Raw genomic sequence first — 14,206 nt, forward strand, 5'->3', positions numbered from 1 at the left:
GCCGGAGGCGCGTGGCGGCGGTCGGACAGAGCGTAGTCCGGATCGTGCCGGCCTCCGTGTCCGGGAGCGCTCCGGTTAGCTGGTCGGGCGCGCCCGGTACCGGGCGTCAGCCCCGCCCTCCGGGTGGAGCGCGAGCGCCGCGGAGACCCGGCGGAACGCCCGGCGCAGCTGGCTCGCACGGACCTCGCGGTCCTCGGCGCGCAGCTCGCGCAGCCGACGGTGGTGCTGTGCCTCGGCGATCAGCTCGTCGTGGTGGATCCTGGCGAGAACCTCGTGCGGTTCTCCGAGGTAGACGTTCACGATCTTCGTCCTTGTCGATCGTCATTCGTCCGGCGGCGGTGGTGTGCCGTCCGCCGTCCGGCGCCACGGGGGACGCCGTTGTCGTGCGACGGCTCGCGCCGTCGTGACCAGGTCTACGGGGTGGTCGGCCTGCTGTTGTAACCGGAAGAACGTGTAGTACAGGTTACATATTCCAGAGCATGTCAGCAAGGGTGGTGCGGGTTGCCGAACCGAGCTCCATCGGCCGCTACGTAGTCAAGCGGCGGGCGGCGAGATCGATTCCCGCACGGCCAAGTTGCTGGGCGCCGTGACCCCCGGAGCCTCGTCGCGCGTCAGAGGTGCGGAATGCTCGTGACCTTCGCGGGGCGTCCTGTGTCAGGGGTGCGGAATGCTCGTGCCCCTTCGGGGGTCGTCTTGCGTCAGGGGTGCAGGGTGCTCGTGACGCGTCGGAACCCGTCGTGCGTCAGAGGCGCGGAGGGTGCGACGCTCAGGCCTCTCGCGTCAGAGGTGCGACCGCTCGCGGCGGCCCGCCAGGACGCCTCCGCACAGGAAGGTCGCGACGCCGCCGGCGACGACGAGCAGCAGGCCGACGCGCAGCGACGTCGCATCGGCGATGAGGCCGACCAGCGGCGGCGAGAGGAGGAATCCGACCCGCAGCAGCCAGCTGACCACCGTGAGACCGACCCCGCTCGAGAGTCCCGGCACCTCGTCGGCGGCCTGGAACGCCGCCGGGATCAGGGTGGCGACGCCCAGGCCGGCCACGGCGAACCCGATCAGCGTCGTCGGGATGGTCGGCACGGCCAGGGCGAGACCCATGCCCGCCGCGGTCAGCAGGCCGCCGAGCCGGGCGACCGTGGCCTGACCGAAGCGGTCGACGGCGCGGTCGCCGGTCAGTCGGCCCACGGTCATCGCGACCGACAGGGCCACGAACGCCAGGCCGGCCGTCGCGGCGTCGGCCCCCAGGCTGCCGCGCATGTAGATGGCGCTCCACGAGCTGCCGGCATCCTCCACCAGCGCGCCGGAGACGGCGAGGAGGCCGAGCACGGCCAGGGCGAGGACGCTCGCCCGGGGCACGGAGCCCAGCCCGCGGGGGCGAGGCGGTGCGGAGGCGTTGGGGTCGGCCGTCGGCTCGGCCGACCGTCGTTCGGCATCCTCCGGGCCGGGTAGCAGGGACCGGTACGCGACGAGCGCGACGGCGCTGAAGATCACCGCCGCGACGGTCAGGTGCACGGTCATCGGCACGTCCAGGCCCGCCGCGGCCGCACCCATGAGTCCGCCGATGACGGCGCCGACGCTCCACAGGCCGTGGAAGGAGTTCACGATCGAGCGCCGGTAGAGGCGCTGGACGCGCAGGCCGTGGGCGTTCTGGGCGACGTCCACGACCGAGTCGATGGCACCCGCGAGGAAGAACACCATCGCCAGGATCACGGCGGTCGGGGCGAGCGAGACGCCGAGGAGCGCGACGGCCAGGGCGACGATGCCCACAGCGGCCATCCGCGAAGACCTCAGCCGCGTGATCAGGGTGGCGGCGAAGAGCCCGGCGATCAGAGCCCCGAGGGGAAATGCCGCGAGCGCGGCGCCCCAGGCCGCGTTGCTCAGCTCCAGCTCGGCCTTGATGGCCGGGTAGCGCGGGATGACGTTGGCGAAGAGCGCGCCGTTGGTGAGAAAGACGGCAGCGACGGCGGCGCGGGCATGGCGCGCCTGGAGGGTGGGCTGGGGCACGCCCCCGAGCGTACGCAACGAGGTTGGGCGGCAGAGACTCCCAGGAAGGACCCCGACCGTAACCTCCTCATCGGGGCATGAGAGTTACCATGGGTCTTATGATCGGCGTGCCGGGGCTCGAGATGGTGCAGGTGGTCGACGTCGTCAACCACTACGCCCGGGCCGCTCGCGCCGCCGCCGGCGACGAGGACAAGGGCTACGCCGAGCTGCCCGCGGTGCTCGGTGAGCGCGCCGGCGAGGTGCCGAGCATGTCGACCGACTCGCTCCACACCCTCGCTGCCGAGGCGTACGAGGTCTTCGCCGCCGCGCAGGCCGGCGACGACGTCGCGCCGGTGATCAACTCGTTGCTCGCCCCGGCGCGGCCGACGCCACGACTCGATGCCGACGGCGCGATCGCCTGGGAGGTCGCGGACCGGTCCGACGCCCTGCGGGCCGCCATGGGCGTGACTCTCCTGAACTGGCTCCACGTGCAGGGAGCGGAGCGCCTCGGCCTCTGCGAGGGCATCAAGTGCGCCGACGCGTTCGCCGACAGCTCACCCGCGGGGCGCAAGAAGTTCTGCTGCGTCGGGTGCGGGAACCGGCACAAGGTGGCTGAGCACCGCCGTCGCCAGGCCCAGCGCGAGGCCGTCGCCGCCGACTGACGGCACCGCCTGCGACTGATGGCGTCCGACCCTGAAACCGCCCCCGCCTGACAGCGCGCGGTCCCGACCGTGCCGCCCTCTCGGGTCGCCGCCGCACTGCCGAACCAGGGTCGGGCGCCCCGCCAGGACCACCACGGCGGGGCCTGAGATGCTGAGGGCATCCGACTCAGAGAGGAGCTCGGCATGAAGATCATCGAGCTCGCCACGGCCGGGGCCGACGGCGGCAGGCTCTCCCAGCTGGAGGGGCGTAGCTGCGAGGCCGGGGTCTCCATCATCTTCACGCGCACAGACGTGCCTGGGGCAGGCCCCTACCTCCACCAGCACCCCTACGCCGAGACGTTCGTCATCCATTCGGGACGGGCGTTGTTCACCGTCGGTGGTCTCGAGCACGTCGGGGCGGCCGGCGAGGTGATCGTGGTGCCTGGTTTCACCGCGCACAAGTTCGCCGTCGTCGGGCCGGAGCTCTTCGTCTCGACCAACATCCACGCCAACGACACGTTCGTCACCGAGTGGCTGGAGGGGCCCGAGGCGGACCCGCTCGCCTGACGGTGCCGAGCGAGATCCCACGCGCAGTGGCCACGCGGTCGGGTCGGCCGTGTGTGGGCAGGCCGCCGCGAGCCATCGTCGACCCCGCCGTCACCACGCTGCTCGCCCGGGACGGGTGGGACGTCGACGATGCCGCGTGCTAGCGCAGGAGATGCGACCGCTGGGTGAGACGTCAGGACGCCGTCGAGATGGCTGGGTGAGACGTCAGGGTGCCGTCGGGACGGCAGTCCGTCGTCGAGGCGGCTGGGTGGGGCGTCAGTCTGCCGTCGAGACGGCAAGGTGAGACGTCAGTCCGTCGTCGAGACGGCAGAAGGACCCGCCCCCTCAGGGAACGGGTCCTCCTCCGGCTCAGCTGTATGTGCGACCGGTGCTGTGCGGCACCGGCGCGACCGGCGCCGTGCGCGTGGCCCAGTGGTGGGCCCGCCGGTGCTCGGCTCGTCAGTGCTGGTGGCTGGCCTCGTGCTCGGCAACCTGCTTGCGCACGTCGTCCATGTCCAGCCCCTTGACGCCGTCGACCAGCTGCTCGAGGCTCTTGGCCGGCAGCGCGCCGGCCTGGGAGAAGACGAGGATGCCGTCGCGGAACGCCATCAGCGTGGGGATCGCGGTGATCTGGAGCTGCGCGGCGAGCTGCTGCTCCGCCTCGGTGTCGACCTTGGCGAAGGTGATGTCCGGGTTCGCCTCGGAGACCTTCTCGTAGATCGGGGCGAACTGCTTGCACGGACCGCACCAGTCCGCCCAGAAGTCGACCAGCGTGATGCCGTCCTCGCTGATCGTGCTCTGGAACTCCTCGGTCGTGATGTTCTTGGTGGCCATGCGTTGATCTCCTCGGACCTGTCGGTTCACGTGTTCTTCCCTGGGTACAACGTCTCAGCGGCCCAGACATTCCGCACGCCGGCCCGCGGTGACGTCCCGCCAGGTGAGCAGGCGCCTTCCGCGGCGTGTCGCCGCTGTCTACGCTGGCCGCATGACGGAGACCAACGCGCGCGTGCTGCCCACCGGATCGACCGACTCATCCGTGTGCGCCGACCCGGAGAACACCCTCGCGTCGGACGGCGGCTCCGTCGCCGCCGGTGCTGGAGCCGAGCAGACTGCGGGCGTCTCTGAGGCTCGCGGGGCTTCCGGGGCCAGCGGTGCTTCTGCGGTTGCCGAAACTTCCGGGGGCGGTGGGGTCGACGACGCCCACGCCGGCGTCACCGGGATCGCACGAGCCGCCAAGACCGCCGCACGGACGCTCGCGACGGCTACCCGGGCGACCAAGGACGCGGCGCTGCACGCCATGGCCGACGCGCTGATCGCCGACGCCGCCCGCATCGTCGAGGCCAACGCCGTCGACCTCACCCGCGGACGCGAGAACGGGATGAAGGACTCGCTCCTGGACCGGCTCGCGCTCGACGAGGCCCGTATCGGCGCCATCGCGGAGGCGCTGCGTGACCTCGCCGCCCTGCCCGACCCGGTCGGCGAGGTCGTCCGTGGCTCCACCCTGCCGAACGGGCTGCGCCTTCGTCAGGTGCGGGTGCCGATGGGCGTCGTCGGCATGATCTACGAGGCGCGCCCGAACGTCACCGTGGACGCGGCCGGGCTGGCACTGAAGTCCGGCAACGCCGTCATCCTGCGCGGCGGCTCCGCGGCGGCCAGCTCCAACGAGGTCATCGTCGACGTCCTCGGCGACGCGCTCGAGGCGCAGAGGCTGCCCCGCCAGCTGGTCCAGTCCATCGACGCCTACGGCCGCCCCGGGGCGGTCGAGCTCATGCGCGCCCGTGGGTTGGTCGACGTGCTGGTGCCGCGCGGTGGCGCCGACCTCATCCAGACCGTCGTGCGCGAGTCCGTGGTGCCTGTCATCGAGACCGGGGTCGGCAACTGCCACGTGTACGTCGACGCCTCCGCCGACATCTCTCAGGCGGTGCCGATCGTGCTGAACTCCAAGACCCAGCGCACCGGTGTGTGCAATGCCGCCGAGACCCTGCTCGTCCACCGCGACGTCGCCCCGGAGTTCCTGCCGGCGGTCCTGGCGGCGCTGGGGGAGAAGGACGTGACCATCCACGGCGACGACGCGACGGCTGCGGCGGTACCACCGGCGCTGCGGTTCCAGCCCGCGACCGAGGCCGACTGGGAGACCGAGTACCTCTCCAACGACCTCGCGGTGAAGGTGGTCGACTCCCTCGACGAGGCGCTGGAGCACATCCGCCGCTACTCCTCCGGCCACACCGAGGTCATCTGCACGAAGGACACGACCTCCGTGCGGCGCTTCACCACCGAGCTCGACTCCGCCGCGCTGATCGTCAACGCCTCCTCGCGCTTCACCGACGGCGGCCAGTTCGGGCTCGGTGCTGAGATCGGCATCTCCACGCAGAAGCTCCACGCCCGCGGCCCCATGGGACTGGCCGAGCTGACCACCACCACGTGGATCGTCGAGGGCGACGGACAGATCCGGCAGTAGGCCTGCTTTGGCGCGCCGCGACTCGTCAGCACCGCCGCATTTCAACTAGCCCGCCACGCCTCGTCAGTTCCCGGTGCCGGGGACCTGGTCCAGGCACCGTCGGATCGCGACGGCGAGACTGCCCGCCGCCATGATCCCGCCCCCCGGCGCAGAGGTCCGCGACCGGTCGATGGCGTCGGTGAGGTCGTTCAGCGCCGCCCGCGTCTCCGCCACGGCGTCCTCGTCGGCGGCGTCGTTCTCCACGCTGCGCAGCGCCTCGGCGAGCGCACGCAGAGCTCGCGCCGCCGGGGGCCGCAGCTCGCGCCCGAGCGCGAGCTGCTCCCGACCGGCGTTCTCCTCGGTGGTGACCAGGTCGGTCGCATCTGCCACGAGCAGCGCCACCCGGTCCAAGGAGTCCGCGTGACGCCGCTGCCGCTGGAGCTCGTCCAGGTGCCGCTTGGCCCTGAGGTTCCCGCGCCGTGCGTCGTTGGAGTCCTGCAGGGCCGAGCGCATCTCGCGCCGGACCGCCGCGAGGTCGTGGCTACGACCCTTCCACTGGTCGGTGTCAGGCGGCTCGTCGTGATCGAGGCCGTCGGCGAGCTCGTCGAGCTGGTCGGCCAGCGCATTGCGGATGTCCTCGATCGCGTCCCACAGGGGGGCCAGGGGCAAGGACGGGAAGATCGCGTTGATCGCGATACCGATGGCGCCGCCGAGGAAGATGAGCCCGCCGTAGACCCAGATGTAGAACGCCTCGCCGCCACCGATGATCAGCGTGAAGAGCGCGGCCGTGGGCACCCAGCTGGCCATGGAGCCCAGCCGGCCCCAGCCGGCGGCGAGCACGCCGAGGGCGACGACAGCGGCCACGGTGACGGGGCTGGACTCCACTGCCACGAGGTCGCCGACGTAGGCGATGGTCCCACCGATGGCGATGGCAGCCACAGCCTGGAGCGACTCCCGCACGGACCCGGCCAGCGTGAATGTCGTGGCGATGACCGCGCCCAACGGGGCGTAGTACGGATACTCGCTCATCGGTTCGGGCAGGAACCGGGCGAGGTACCAGGCGATCGACGCGGCCAGTGCCCCGCGGATCGCGAGCGCGACGCGAGGATGACGAACCCACGCGCGCAGGATGCGCCCCTGACGGCGGACCGGCTCGCTGTGGATGATCTCCGTGCCCTTTATCGCCACCGCCGTCACTTCCCTCCGCCGTACCCCGCTGCAGTCCTAGCACGCAGGACCAGGGACCGCTCGGCAAGGGGCTGTCTGTCCGAGCGGCGAGCTCGCCGGGCCGTCCGTAGGGTCGGAGGTGAGCCGGGCACCCACCGGCCGCTCCGCCGAGAGTCTGGAGATTCGTCATGACGAGCAACGCAGAGACCGGCAACGTCACCGGCACGAAGGACAAGGACTACAACCTGCTGTGGTTCACCCAGGCGTGCCTCGACAACGCACGACGCCTGGAGGGCTACATCCAGGACGCCGAGCGAGACGGCGACTCCGAGCTCGCCGAGTTCTTCCGCAAGGCCCAGGCAGACAGCCGCAAGGGGGCTGAGCAGGGCAAGAAGATGCTCACCGCCCGCCTCAAGGGCTGAGAGCCTCCGCCGCGTCCCGCCACCCGCTCGGTGGCGGGACGCACCTGTGCCTATCGGGCCGCACAGGGGTCATCGGGACGAAGGCCAGGGGCCGAGCTCCGGCAGCTCTGCCCCTGCGCTGCCTCGGTACGCACGGGGCAGTGCGGAATTCCGGCCCGCCAGCCAGGCTGTGAGGTCCTGGAGCGAGCCGTGGACGGTCACAGCTGCGTCGTCGGGCGTACCGTTCACGGTCACAGCTGCGTCGTCGGGCGTGCCGTGCACGTCCACCGCCACGTCGCTCCCGTTGCCGGTGACGACATGGCGGACATCGGCGTTGTCCGCCACGAGGATCACCGTGCCGGCGTCGGACAGACGCGGCTCGAGGAACTCGAGCAGGTGCGTGCACAGGGCGTTGTCCCACGAGCCGGGCCCCACCCCGGCGTCGAGGTCGACCAGGTGGATGCGCACCTCGCGCCACCAGGCGAGGGCGGCGTCGGCCACCGTGCCTTGGCGGTACTCCGCTGGGTTCTCCCAGCCGGCCGAGCCCGGCTCGGGCCACGCGGCCGGGAGCCGGTTCTCGAGCGCCTGGAGAGCCTGCAGGTGCTCCCTGGCGGAACGGCCTGCGTGCGCGTCGATGGCGGCGTCGCGTCCCGCCCGGCCGCCGTCGTAGACCGGCACCCGCTCGCCGACCGCCGCCCGCTCGGCCTGCCTGGCCAGCGCCGACCCGACCCCGTCGATGTGCGCAAGGACGTGCCCGCGGGTCCAGCCCGGCAGGTGGGAAGGCTCGCGGACCGCGGCGTCGTCGAGGCGCTCCATCGAGTCCAGCACCGTGCGCAGGGCGACGGCGGAGTCCCGGACCGCGACGTCGACGAGGGTTGCGCACTCGCACCCGGCGGGTGTCAGGGCCACAGCAGCTCCTTCGTCCAGCCGTCTGCACCGGCGCGGTAGCGCAGGCGGATGTTGCCCGGCGCGGCTGCCTGGAAGAACTCGACGTGCTCAGGCACGAGGAAGTGGTCCGTCCACTCCGGGGCGAGCAGCTCCGGCTCGATCTGCAGCCGGTCAACGACGGCGGCATGAGCGCGGCGGTACTGCTCGAGGCTCTCCAGCGGCTCGCTCTGATGGCCCACGAGCGTCGCGGCCCGCGAAGCCTCCGGGCGCGCCCGGAAGTCGGCGGCACCGGCTTCCGGTCCGCCGTCGTGAACGACGCCGGTGAGCCGCACCTGCCGTCCGACAGCCGGCCAGAAGAACGTCAGCGCGGCCCGAGGATTGCCGAGCAGGTCCTGGGACTTCGGGCTGCCGCGCTGGGTCGCGAAGTGCCATCCGGCGTCGTCGATGTCCTTGAGCAGCAGTGTCCGCGCGCTCACGTGCCCGCTGAGGGCCGCCGTGGAGAGCGTCATCGCGTGCGGGGCAGGGGTGCCGGAGGCGACGGCGTCCTCCAGCCACGTGCGGAATAGCGGCACCGGCTCGTCCGGGGTCGTCGCGGGGTCGAGGTCGGGCAGGTCGGACGGGAAGACGGGCAGGGTTCGAAGGCGCTCGCGGTACGTCTGCTCGGTCATGTCGTCCCCCTCACGAGGTGCGTCGCCGGCTCCACCGGTCGGCCGTCGGGCTCGTCCGAGCATGCCACGGAAGCGCTTTTCCGCCTACCGCCCCGTGCGTCCCCGGTGCTGCCGTCGCCCGTCCCTCGGCCGGTGCCGGGGTGAGGACGGGCGGCAGGGGCGACCGGGCCGGTGCGGGTACCTCAAGTCATGCGCCGTTACCCCTTGACGGGAGCGCCGAGATGGGAGGGGATGGTCCAATGGCCATCTGCTCCCACCTCGATCTGATCGACTACGACGCGGTGGAGCCCGACGCCCCGGGTTGCGAGGAATGTCTGGCCGCCGGCACACGCTGGGTGCACCTGCGGGCGTGCCAGACCTGCGGGCACGTGGGCTGCTGCGACTCCTCGGTCCACCGGCACGCCAGTGCCCACGCGGCCGCAACCGGGCACCCTGTGATCCGCTCCTACGAGCCCGGCGAGGGCTGGTTCTACTGCTACGCCGACAAGCTCACGTTCGAGCTCGTGGGCGCTCCGCCGCCGCCGTCCTACACCGAGCAGGCCAGCCCGAGCGGCTAGGAGCCGGGGCAGGCTTCGGCTCACGCGTCGCGCTGTCCTAGCGGTACCTCGCGCAGTGGCGTGCCGGTGTCGACGAAGAGCCGGCCGCCGGGTCGCAGTGCTGCACGGATCCGCTCGAGCGCCGTGTCGAACAACTCGGGATAACGACCGTCGAGGGCGCCGACGCGGCACGCGAAAGCCAGGTCAAACGGATCCTGCGCGGGCTCGAGCATGAACTCCTCGATCGCTGAGCAGCGCGCCCCGAGCAACCCCGCCCTCACCTCGCTCGCGCCGTTGTGCAGGGTCTGCTGCACCCCGACGCCGGAGCGGTCGACCACCAAGACGTACCCACCCGGTGCCACCCGCTGCGCCACGGCCCGGGCGGCGCTGCCCGGCGCGCCGCCGATCTCGAGGACTCGGAGCCCGGGGCTGAGCGGCAAGGCATCGACCACTGCGCGCAACCTCGGAGAGAGGGATTGAGGCATCGGTGCCCGTCAGCCGCCGAAGCCATTGCGGACGAAGTCGGCGATCTCAGGGGGTAGCCCGGCCAGCGCGTCGTCCGCGGTGGCCTCCGGGTACGACACGGCGCCGGCCCACTCGCTCTTGACCACGCCGCCCGCGTCGGCCCAGTGCGAGCCCGCGCGCTCGCCGTCGACCAGCAGGTCCAGTCGCCGGCACTCCCGGGGACCGTCGGCGAGACCGACCTTCTCCGTGCCCTGCCAGGTCAGCACGGCGCGGGCGGGACGCGCGGCGGGGTCGGCGTCGTCGAGGCGTTGGAACTCCACGGCCTCACCGCCGGAGGCGATCAGGTCGAGGACGAGCATGAACTCCCCGAAGCTCGGGAGGCTGTCCTCGCCGAGCCCGGCCGCGGTCCGTGCCAGGGCGGAGGCGACGTCGCCGGGCTCCTGGCGGTAGGAGGCGGAGGCCCAGCTCGCGCCGTCGGCCTGGAACGTGATGACTGACTCGGCACGGTAGGTCTGGCCGTCGCCAAGGGGGAACGCGATCCGTGAGCTGAGGACCCCGTCGTCGAACCGGCGCCAGAGAGCGCCGACCTTCCGGCCCTCCTGGTGGAAGCTCTCCCACCGCTCGAACACTGGTGCTCCCTCGCTACCGCCGGCCGGTCGGATCCGGCCTCTGTGTCGGACGCTAGCGGATGGCGGGGCAGCGGGCCTGTGGAGGGCAGCGCGCCCACCTCACTCAGCCACGGCGGCCTGGGACCGGCCGGTCAGTCGGCTACGGCGTCCCCGGTTGGCGCGGCGGGGACGCACCCGTCCGGGCCGCAGAAGCCGGCGTCGGCGGCGTCCACCATCTTGAGGCCGGCGAGCGAGGTCAGGGCGACCGGCGGCCGGAACGGTGAGGACGCGGACGGCGCGGTGGCATCGCTCGCGGTGCTCTCGTCCACCTGCATGGTGGTGGGCCGGTCGGTCACCGCACGCTCTCCTCGGCGGGCAGCCCGGCCCGCTCCTGGGCGACCTGGCCGAGGACCTGCGCGAAGGTCTCGGGCGCCTGCGCGCCGGAGACGCCGTACTTGCCGTCGATGACGTAGAACGGGACGCCGTTGATGCCATAGGCCCGGGCCTGTGCGATGTCGTCCTGGACCGCCTGGGCGTAGGTCTCCTCGGCCAGCGCGGTGCGCGCCTCCTCGGCGTCCACGCCGGCCTCGACGGCGATCGCCACCAGGTCGTCGTCGTGCCCGACGTGCCTGCCCTGCTCGAAGTAGGCCGAGAAGAGCTTCTCCATCAGCTCGAGCTGGATGCCCTTCGCCTTGGCGAGGTGGAGCAGCTGGTGAGCCTTGAGGGTCTTCGTGTGTCGGACGGAGTCGAAGTCGTAGGCCAGCCCCTCGGCGGCGGCGAGCTGCGTGACCTGGTCGAGCATCTGCCCGACCTGGTCCTTCGGCATGCCCTTGTGGCCGGCCAGGAAGTCGACCTCGCTGCCCTCGAAGTCCACCGGTGTGTCCGGGGCCAGCTCGAAGGAGTGGTACTCGAGGGTCACGTCGCCACCGAACTGCTCCACCCCCTTCTCGAAGCGTCGCTTGCCGATGAAGCACCACGGGCAGGCGATGTCGGACCAGACATGGACGGAGATGGGCTCACTCATGCCCCGTGCAACAGCGTGCCGCCGAACTACATTCCGCACCGTTCCGAAATGTGGTGGGCGGCATGCTGACGGGGCTACGCAAGTCGACGCGGGAGCAGGGCCTCCTCCGGCGCCGTGGGCGATCACCACGTCGGCCTCGGACCCGACTGCTTCGATCCGATGCGTGACGGGACGGGCTCGTTGCGACAAGGCACGAACTTACGTGGCGACGACGATGGAATCCGCTCCGGCTCCACCGCGGCGGAGAGACCTGCGGGCAGCCAAACGATGCCGTCGGCGATCGCTCCGTGGTCTCAGAAAGGCGGTTCGGCTGGTTGCTCGAGCAGCGAGTCGTCCCAGAGCGTCGCGGGAAGCGAGTGTGTGCTCGGTGCGGCAGGTTCCGCTACCCGGTTGGCGGGCGGGGGTGCCCCGCCTGGCGGGTTGTCTTCGCCGGTGAATCGGCCGGGCCGCAGTTCGTCCGCGCAGGTGGACGACACCAGTGGTTCAGCGCCGGGTGTTGGCCGAGCTGCGGCATCGAAACTCGGCAGAGCTGTGCGGTCGGAGCTCGGCGGAGCTGTGCCGTCGGACCCGGGCGGAGCTGTGCCGTCGGACCCGGGCGGAGCTGTGCCGTCGGACCTGGGCGGAGCTGTGCCGTCGGACCTGGGCGGAGGCGTGGCATCGGCGCAGGGCAGGGCTGTGCCGTCGGACTGGGTTGGTGGTGGTGTTTCGGGTGGGTGTCGTCCGTTGCTCTTCGCGACCTGTTGCCAGTCGCGCAGGAGCTGCTCGTGCTCGCCGGTGCTCGGTGGGGTGAGCTCGTCGGTGGCGGGGGCCTGGCCGTGGGTGCTGCCTCGATGGGGTCGGCGGGGTCGGCGGTGTGTGGTCCCGACCATGGTCCCGTCCGGGCGGTAGAACGCGAAGCCGTCCGCGAGGGGGACCACGCGGATGTGGTCTCGGTGGATGACGTGGTGGTGGTACGTGCACGCACACATGCCGTTCTCGAGGGACGTGGGGCCGTTGTGGGAGTACCAGATGACGTGGTGCACCTCGGTCCAGGACGCCTTGATGGTGCAGCCCGGCCACTGGCAGTGCCGATCCCGCGTGGTCACGGCGCGGCGCAGCTCCTTGGTGTAGGTGCGCTGGGTCATGCCGACGTCGAGGGGGACGGAGTCGGCATCCAGCACGATCCGGGTCATCTCGCAGTCGCACATGATCCGCTGGAGCTCACCGAGCGGGACGAGGGTGCCGTCCTCGAGCTCAGCCGGGGCCACATCGGGCAGCCGCGGCACAGCGGCCCGCCCGAACGCGGTGACCTCGCAGCCGCCCGCGCCGCCCGGTGTGGTCCTCCCCGCCACACCGCCCGTCGGCGGCACGGTGGCGCCGTCGGCGCCCGCGCCGGCCGGGGTTTGACCGCACGGCCCGGCCGTGCGGTCGGCCTCGAGGTCGGCGACCCGCAGCGGCTGCCCGTCGGGGCCGAGGCCGAAGGCGGCACCGGTGCCGTGGGTGGCCTCGACCGCCGCGGCGACGGTGTCCTCGACCTCGCCGAGGTGGCGCCGGGCCGCTGCCCAGGTCTCCTGATCGACCAGCAGCGCCAGGTGCGGGCGGACCTGGGCACCGTTGAGGTCGGCGCCCACCGTCAGGACCCGCGAAGACATGGTCACCAGCGCGTCGGCCATGCGCTCCCCGCGGGTGCGCTCGTCATCGAGGGCGGGCTTGCCCATGATCGTCTCCAGCGCCGTCTCGACGACCCGGCCGGAGATCTCGTCGAGGACCCACTGCCCGGACCGTCCGCCGGCCGTCTTGCCCGTGGTCAGCGAGCGCCGGCGCCAGGTGGCCTCGAAGGAGTCCTGGGCGGCCTGGGCGTCGATCGTGGCCGCGACCTGCTTGGCGGCCTTGGCCAGCTCCGGAGCGGTGAGGTCCTTGGCCTTGGCCCGCTCGATCAGCTCACCCGCCGCGCCGTTCTCCAACGCGGCCTTGACCTCCTGCGAGGCGCCGGCCCGCAACCGGGACAGCGCTTTGGCGTGCTCCAGCGTCAGCTCACCGGCATCGACCGCCTCCGCGACCTCGGGCATCGCCTCGAGACCCTCGGCGACCATCAGCTCACCCATCGCGGAACCGCGCCCCGTCCCGCTGGTCCGGGCCCGCCAGTCCGTGAAGTCCCGATCCCGCGCCGAACCCCACCGGCCGTCCTCACGGTGCGCGAGAAGCACACCACCGCGGTAGCGGGTCAGCTCCTGGATCAGGGAATCCAGGCCGGAGATCACCGACGCTCGCTCACCGTGGTCCCACACCACCGCGCCAGTGTGCGGAGCCTGACCGCGCAACGCCGTCGAGGCACCTCGCACCGCCTCCAGCAGCGCCAGCGGGCCCTGCGCGGCCGCAGGAGCTACCGCGCCCGTACCACCCTGGTCCGAACCGGCCCGAGGGATGTCCGGCCCGTCGGTGGTCGCTGACGGACGAAGCGCGTTCGGCTGCCCAGCCATCTCGACCACCTCCCAGCACGTCCTCGAGCTGATGTTTGGAGACTATGTGAGGGCACTGACATCGCGCGATAGACGCGCATCAGTGCAGGTCACAGCTGTGGATAAGAGTGCACGCCGGCGCCCCGCCGTGCCGCCGGCGTGCAGCGACTGCTTGCCCGGAACCACACGACCGATCAGCGGACCTGCTCGTCATCGAAAGGCAGTGGATCAATCCTCCGCACCGGCACGCTCCGTGCCCTCGCGTGCACGGCGGGAGCTCATGGCAGGAGCGAGGCAACACGCGACGGTGGAGGCACCAGGGGCGGCGACGGCGGGGGCACCCCGAGGTGACACGCGACGGCGGAGGCACCCGGGGCGGCAACGGCGGGGGGCACCCCGAGGCGACA

Annotated in this window: 16 protein-coding genes; 5 read left to right on the forward strand and 11 right to left on the reverse strand. The window is 72.0% G+C overall.

The window, feature by feature from the left end; translation table 11 throughout:
• Nucleotides 1-75: 75 nt before the first annotated feature.
• Together GD748_RS14090 and GD748_RS14095 are read right to left on the reverse strand one after the other, a co-directional pair.
• Nucleotides 76-300 carry a hypothetical protein gene (locus tag GD748_RS14090; RefSeq protein WP_152195856.1) on the reverse strand — a complete coding sequence of 75 codons (225 nt, stop codon included), beginning with the start codon at nt 298-300 and terminating at the stop codon, nt 76-78.
• Between the two features lie 480 nt (nt 301-780).
• On the reverse strand, nt 781-2,001 hold the full coding sequence (locus GD748_RS14095; RefSeq protein ID WP_226921391.1) for an MFS transporter: 1,221 nt from the start codon (nt 1,999-2,001) through the stop codon (nt 781-783).
• Between the two features lie 89 nt (nt 2,002-2,090).
• On the opposite strand from GD748_RS14095, the gene GD748_RS14100 reads away from it, so the two are divergent.
• A complete protein-coding gene (locus GD748_RS14100; RefSeq protein ID WP_152195858.1) occupies nt 2,091-2,642 on the forward strand; it encodes a CGNR zinc finger domain-containing protein in 552 nt (183 codons plus the stop codon).
• Nucleotides 2,643-2,825: 183 nt separating this feature from the next.
• A complete protein-coding gene (locus GD748_RS14105; RefSeq protein ID WP_152195859.1) occupies nt 2,826-3,188 on the forward strand; it encodes a cupin domain-containing protein in 363 nt (120 codons plus the stop codon).
• Nucleotides 3,189-3,626: 438 nt separating this feature from the next.
• Here GD748_RS14105 and trxA read toward each other — a convergent pair whose 3' ends face one another.
• Nucleotides 3,627-4,001 (reverse strand): thioredoxin, encoded by a 375-nt coding sequence (gene trxA / locus GD748_RS14110; RefSeq protein ID WP_152195860.1) that lies wholly within the window; start codon nt 3,999-4,001, stop codon nt 3,627-3,629.
• 151 nt (nt 4,002-4,152) lie between these two features.
• On the opposite strand from trxA, the gene GD748_RS14115 reads away from it, so the two are divergent.
• Nucleotides 4,153-5,625, forward strand: a complete 1,473-nt coding sequence (locus GD748_RS14115; RefSeq protein WP_152195861.1) for a glutamate-5-semialdehyde dehydrogenase — start codon at nt 4,153-4,155, stop codon at nt 5,623-5,625.
• Between the two features lie 63 nt (nt 5,626-5,688).
• On the opposite strand, the gene GD748_RS14120 is transcribed toward GD748_RS14115, so the two are convergent.
• The gene (locus GD748_RS14120; protein ID WP_152195862.1) at nt 5,689-6,792 is read right to left on the reverse strand and encodes an FUSC family protein; all 1,104 of its coding nucleotides are present in this window, start codon (nt 6,790-6,792) and stop codon (nt 5,689-5,691) included.
• Nucleotides 6,793-6,959: 167 nt separating this feature from the next.
• Here GD748_RS14120 and GD748_RS14125 point away from each other — a divergent pair, with 167 nt between their 5' ends.
• Nucleotides 6,960-7,193 carry a hypothetical protein gene (locus GD748_RS14125; RefSeq protein WP_152195863.1) on the forward strand — a complete coding sequence of 78 codons (234 nt, stop codon included), beginning with the start codon at nt 6,960-6,962 and terminating at the stop codon, nt 7,191-7,193.
• Nucleotides 7,194-7,262: 69 nt separating this feature from the next.
• Here the strand turns inward: GD748_RS14125 and GD748_RS14130 are convergent, their stop codons facing one another.
• Complete coding sequence (locus GD748_RS14130; RefSeq protein ID WP_152195864.1) at nt 7,263-8,081, reverse strand: maleylpyruvate isomerase family mycothiol-dependent enzyme; 819 nt, start codon at nt 8,079-8,081, stop codon at nt 7,263-7,265.
• Entirely contained in the window at nt 8,072-8,728 is a 657-nt protein-coding gene (locus tag GD748_RS14135) for a pyridoxine/pyridoxamine 5'-phosphate oxidase (protein ID WP_152195865.1), read from the reverse strand. The genes GD748_RS14130 and GD748_RS14135 overlap by 10 nt, the downstream gene beginning before the upstream one ends.
• Nucleotides 8,729-8,967: 239 nt before the next feature.
• Here GD748_RS14135 and GD748_RS14140 point away from each other — a divergent pair, with 239 nt between their 5' ends.
• Complete coding sequence (locus tag GD748_RS14140) at nt 8,968-9,285, forward strand: UBP-type zinc finger domain-containing protein (RefSeq protein ID WP_152195866.1); 318 nt, start codon at nt 8,968-8,970, stop codon at nt 9,283-9,285.
• A 20-nt stretch (nt 9,286-9,305) separates the two neighbouring features.
• Here GD748_RS14140 and GD748_RS14145 read toward each other — a convergent pair whose 3' ends face one another.
• From GD748_RS14145 to GD748_RS14165, 5 genes are all read right to left on the reverse strand, one after another.
• On the reverse strand, nt 9,306-9,716 hold the full coding sequence (locus tag GD748_RS14145; protein WP_226921456.1) for a methyltransferase domain-containing protein: 411 nt from the start codon (nt 9,714-9,716) through the stop codon (nt 9,306-9,308).
• Nucleotides 9,717-9,758: 42 nt separating this feature from the next.
• Nucleotides 9,759-10,358 (reverse strand): hypothetical protein, encoded by a 600-nt coding sequence (locus tag GD748_RS14150; RefSeq protein ID WP_152195868.1) that lies wholly within the window; start codon nt 10,356-10,358, stop codon nt 9,759-9,761.
• Nucleotides 10,359-10,489: 131 nt separating this feature from the next.
• Nucleotides 10,490-10,693: a hypothetical protein gene (locus GD748_RS14155; protein WP_152195869.1), complete on the reverse strand. Its 204-nt coding sequence runs from the start codon at nt 10,691-10,693 to the stop codon at nt 10,490-10,492.
• Nucleotides 10,690-11,361 carry a DsbA family oxidoreductase gene (locus GD748_RS14160; protein ID WP_152195870.1) on the reverse strand — a complete coding sequence of 224 codons (672 nt, stop codon included), beginning with the start codon at nt 11,359-11,361 and terminating at the stop codon, nt 10,690-10,692. The genes GD748_RS14155 and GD748_RS14160 overlap by 4 nt, the downstream gene beginning before the upstream one ends.
• A gap of 293 nt (nt 11,362-11,654) precedes the next feature.
• A complete protein-coding gene (locus GD748_RS14165) occupies nt 11,655-13,631 on the reverse strand; it encodes an HNH endonuclease signature motif containing protein (protein WP_193312955.1) in 1,977 nt (658 codons plus the stop codon).
• Nucleotides 13,632-14,206 lie beyond the last annotated feature (575 nt).

The sequence above is a fragment of the Georgenia subflava genome, assembly GCF_009193155.1.
In the GTDB taxonomy this organism is placed as follows: Bacteria; Actinomycetota; Actinomycetes; order Actinomycetales; family Actinomycetaceae; genus Georgenia; species Georgenia subflava.

Excerpts from the sequence above, each read along its gene's own strand:
- GD748_RS14105 (WP_152195859.1), top strand. The coding sequence starts at position 2,826 with ATGAAGATCATCGAGCTCGCCACGGCCGGGGCCGACGGCGGCAGGCTC.
- GD748_RS14135 (WP_152195865.1), bottom strand. The coding sequence starts at position 8,728 with ATGACCGAGCAGACGTACCGCGAGCGCCTTCGAACCCTGCCCGTCTTC.
- GD748_RS14140 (WP_152195866.1), top strand. The coding sequence starts at position 8,968 with ATGGCCATCTGCTCCCACCTCGATCTGATCGACTACGACGCGGTGGAG.
- GD748_RS14100 (WP_152195858.1), top strand. The coding sequence starts at position 2,091 with ATGGGTCTTATGATCGGCGTGCCGGGGCTCGAGATGGTGCAGGTGGTC.
- GD748_RS14125 (WP_152195863.1), top strand. The coding sequence starts at position 6,960 with ATGACGAGCAACGCAGAGACCGGCAACGTCACCGGCACGAAGGACAAG.
- GD748_RS14115 (WP_152195861.1), top strand. The coding sequence starts at position 4,153 with ATGACGGAGACCAACGCGCGCGTGCTGCCCACCGGATCGACCGACTCA.
- GD748_RS14160 (WP_152195870.1), bottom strand. The coding sequence starts at position 11,361 with ATGAGTGAGCCCATCTCCGTCCATGTCTGGTCCGACATCGCCTGCCCG.
- trxA (WP_152195860.1), bottom strand. The coding sequence starts at position 4,001 with ATGGCCACCAAGAACATCACGACCGAGGAGTTCCAGAGCACGATCAGC.